Annotated in this window: 3 protein-coding genes; 2 read left to right on the top strand and 1 reads right to left on the bottom strand. The window is 68.8% G+C overall.

Going from position 1 to position 2,438, the window contains the following annotated elements; genetic code table 11:
• A partial coding sequence (locus D477_RS20080; protein WP_005274758.1) for a PfkB family carbohydrate kinase occupies positions 1 to 859 on the bottom strand: 859 nt, incomplete at its 3' end.
• A gap of 372 nt (positions 860 to 1,231) precedes the next feature.
• On the opposite strand from D477_RS20080, the gene D477_RS20075 reads away from it, so the two are divergent.
• Together D477_RS20075 and D477_RS22890 are read left to right on the top strand one after the other, a co-directional pair.
• Entirely contained in the window at positions 1,232 to 1,621 is a 390-nt protein-coding gene (locus tag D477_RS20075; protein ID WP_005274753.1) for a hypothetical protein, read from the top strand.
• A 77-nt stretch (positions 1,622 to 1,698) separates the two neighbouring features.
• Entirely contained in the window at positions 1,699 to 1,875 is a 177-nt protein-coding gene (locus D477_RS22890) for a hypothetical protein (RefSeq protein ID WP_005274748.1), read from the top strand.
• The last annotated feature ends 563 nt before the right edge of the window (positions 1,876 to 2,438 follow it).

Genomic DNA, 2,438 nt, shown 5'->3' with positions numbered 1-2,438 from the left:
CGACTTCGGCCGCCGCCGATGCCGCCCACCAGGCGGCCCGCTCCACCGTTTCGCCGACCAGCAGCGCCATGGCCAGGGCCGCGATGAAGGAATCACCGGCGCCGGTCGGGTCCACGGGTTCCTCGCCCAGCAGCGGCAGGACGACATGTCCGCCGGGCCAGGCAACGACGTCCCCCTCTCCGGAGACCGACAGCGCGACGACGCGCGGGCCTTGGCCCAGCAGCTCTTCGGCCGCGCGGACCGTTTCCTGCACGGTTCGCGGCTGCCAACCGGCCAATGCTTCGGTTTCGGCGGCGTCGGCGCGGACTACATCCGCGCGGCGCAGCACGTGGCGGCGGGTGTCCTCGTCTGCCGGAGCCCCGTCGGCGACCACCAGAGCGTCCTTCCCGCAGGCCTCCAGTGCGGCCACCACGACGGGGCCAGGCTGCTGGAGCTGGATGAGGACCGCGTCCGCGCGGCCCAGCGCTTCCCTGCCCGCCGCCAGGTCTGCGGGACGGAGCAGCACCCCGTCGTCGACGTCTTCAACCAGCCTCCGGACTCCCGGCGGTCCGACAAGGTCCACCAGCAGCGCCGTCCGTCCGCCCGCACGCCGCACGACGCCGGTCACGCCCATCCCGTCGCCGTCAGCCTGCCCGAGGACCTCGCGCCCGGCGGTATCGTCCCCGACGACGCCGACCAGCTCCACCCGCGCTCCCAGCTGCCGGCAGGCGACGCCTTGGTTCGCGCCCTTGCCGCCCAGCAGCTCACGGCGCTCGCGGACCGTGGCCGAGCCGCCTTCTTCCGGCAATTCGTCGATGGACAGCACGAGGTCCCGCGCCACTTGTCCCACGATGACGACCTTGGGTTCGCTTTCCGCCACCCGATCCTCCCGCTCCTGTTCCGGTTTCCGGCGCCGTGGCCCCGACAACCTCATTGTGCCGTCCGGACCGGACGCATAGGGCTCCAGCGAGCAAATGGCGGGCACCCGCCGTCGTACTTCCTGCACCTTTCCATGGTTGTGCTGAGAACATTCCGAGCTTGCACCCAGCTTCGCTCCCTACTTTATGAATCCCGCTGTGCAGGGGCGCACAGTCGAAACCAGCTCTGTCGCTCTCCCGCCAGCCATCCATCGGCGGGACAGCAGCGGGATATCCGTCAAACACGCGGGCCACTGTGCCCGTTGGGCCGCACAGCGGAAGCAAGGGCGCTTCCGTCCGGCCGGCCCGGTTCCACATGCAATTGGGGTGCAACAATGTCCAGCAAGTCCATCAAACTCGTGCTCGCCGCCGTTACCGCCGGCACCCTCCTGGTCCTTGGAGCCGCCCCGGCGGCTGCCCGGAGCAGCGAGGGCGCCTCCAAATGGAGTTATGGCAACGAGCGCTCGGTGTCGAACTCGGTCCAGACGCCCAGTGGCAACTACATGGTCGGGTACGAAGGTCGCGGCAGCTACGACGATGGCTCCTCGTACTCCTACCGCGGCAACGAGGTCACGACCACCAACGACGACGGCACGACCAAGTACCGGGAAACGAGCTACCACTTCTCCTACAAGGACAGCAGCGGCACGACGATGGAAGATTCGTACCACTACGCCAACAAGAAGACGCAGTACCAGAGGTCGAAGTACTCGACGAAGGACTAGCCGTCCCGGCGGTTGCGGTGCTGCGTGTTGCGGCGGCGGGTTGCCGCGGCGGGGTGGAGCGCAGGAGACTCCTGAGTATGAGCAGGCAGATCCACGACGTCCTGGTCAGGGCCGAGGAAGAGATGATCTTCCTCGGCCCTGACCATCCCATGTACAGTCTGCTGGCCGAACTGTCCGGTGCGGTGCGGACGGCATGGCAGGAAGGCCACGAGTCGGGCCGGCGCGGCGCGGGCGCGGTGAATCCGTACGAGTAGGGGCTCGCGGCGGCGTCCGTGAGGCGGGCCGGCGGGCTGGCCGGGAGCGCTTGGGACGGCTTGTGACAGTGCATTACGGATTCCGGCAGCGCTTTCCACCGGCTGCCGGAAGTGCCGCGCGGGGAGGGCTACTTTCGGGTAACGGCGGTTCACTTGGGCCAATGCCGAAGGGGGCGCCCGCTGGCCGCTTCCGCGTTGCCCGGGGGTCGGTTTCCGGCCACGAAACGGCCACCGGGGTTGGCTACACTGACGGCTCGAGGTCTCCAGGGGAACCGGCATTCTTGCGCTGCCGGTTGGGCCTCGTCACGACAGCGCCGGTCTCAGGAAGGGCCTGTCCTGGGAACCCTAAGCCTTGCCTGCCGAGCCACCGTCCAGGGGAGAACCCACGCCATGACCACTGCCCGCCAAAGCCGTTGGAGCAGCCTCAACCGCATGTTCCAGATTACCCAGCCTACTGATGAACAGGTCCGCGACCAAACCCTGAGCGTCCCTGCCGGCGCTGCGGCCTCCAGTGCTGCCGTCGAGCCGGCTCCGCCTGCTGCGGAACCAGCGGGTGCGGGCGC

Origin of the sequence: Arthrobacter crystallopoietes BAB-32 (assembly GCF_000328305.2) — a bacterium.
Lineage (GTDB): Bacteria > Actinomycetota > Actinomycetes > Actinomycetales > Micrococcaceae > Crystallibacter > Crystallibacter crystallopoietes_A.
Note: the sequence above shows the minus strand (reverse complement) of the source record. Positions and strands in the feature narration are given on the sequence as shown.

What these genes read in the sequence shown, in the direction of transcription:
- D477_RS20075 (WP_005274753.1), top strand. Translation starts at nt 1,232, where the DNA reads ATGTCCAGCAAGTCCATCAAACTCGTGCTCGCCGCCGTTACCGCCGGC.
- D477_RS22890 (WP_005274748.1), top strand. Translation starts at nt 1,699, where the DNA reads ATGAGCAGGCAGATCCACGACGTCCTGGTCAGGGCCGAGGAAGAGATG.